Annotated in this window: 1 protein-coding gene and 1 pseudogene; both read right to left on the reverse strand. The window is 43.7% G+C overall.

Annotation, left to right across the window (positions count from 1 at the left end; genetic code table 11):
• A partial coding sequence (locus tag AC1MDJ_RS08055; protein ID WP_479690399.1) for a phosphoglycerate kinase occupies positions 1-632 on the reverse strand: 632 nt, incomplete at its 3' end.
• A gap of 13 nt (positions 633-645) precedes the next feature.
• A pseudogene (locus tag AC1MDJ_RS08060) lies at positions 646-971 on the reverse strand (type I glyceraldehyde-3-phosphate dehydrogenase); the annotation flags it as partial.

The following is a 971-nucleotide window of genomic DNA, read 5'->3' on the forward strand; positions in this document are numbered from 1 at the left end:
TTCTCAACTAGGCTCAATATAACCCCTATCTTATCGCTAACCTTAGCACCACCCAGTATCGCCGCAAAAGGTCGCTCTGGACGGGACACTATCTGAGAAAAATATTTAACCTCTTTCTCTATCAAAAAACCCATTGCCTTATCTTTAGTAATAGCAGGTAGTCCATAGACGGATGCATGCTTGCGGTGACAGGTGCCGAAAGCGTCATTTATGTAGACGTCATAACCAACACCTAGCTGCTTTGAGAACTCAGCATCGTTTTTTTCTTCCGCCACATAAAAGCGCAAGTTTTCAAGCACTAAAACCACGTCTTGTTCTTGGGTTTTCAACGCATTTGCTACATCAGCACCAACACAATCTGACACAAAAGATGCCTTAAAATAGTTCTTGGTGTTGATATAATCAGCTATGGGTTTCATAGAGTATTTAAGGTTTTTCTCCCCTTTCGGTCGTCCCATGTGACTAGCAACAGTGGCATAGCCACCCTGCTCTATGACATAGCGGATAGTTTTCACAGCCTCACGTATGCGCGTATCATCCGTTACTGCACCGTCCTTAATAGGAACGTTAAAATCCACGCGAATAAAGACCTTCTTACCTTTAAGGTCAATGTCTTTTAATGTTTTTAACATCACAACTCCCGTCTTATAGCACCCGCGACATCAGTTCTGCTGCACGTGAAGAGTAGCCCCACTCATTATCATACCAAGAGAATACTTTCACATTAGTGCCTTCCAACACTATAGTGAGTTTAGAGTCAAATATAGACGAGCTTGAGTTGCCATTGAAGTCGTGTGAAACAAGCTCCTCTTCAGTGTATTGCAATACATCTTTCAGAGCACCATTAGCAGCTTTCTTTATCGCCTCGTTGACCTCTTCTTTAGTGACAGAGCGTTTAACCTTGCACGTAAAGTCCACAATGCTGACGTTCGGGGTCGGCACGCGGATAGCAAGCCCGTGCAACTTACCTT

Source organism: Candidatus Termitispirillum reticulitermitis (assembly GCF_054655775.1).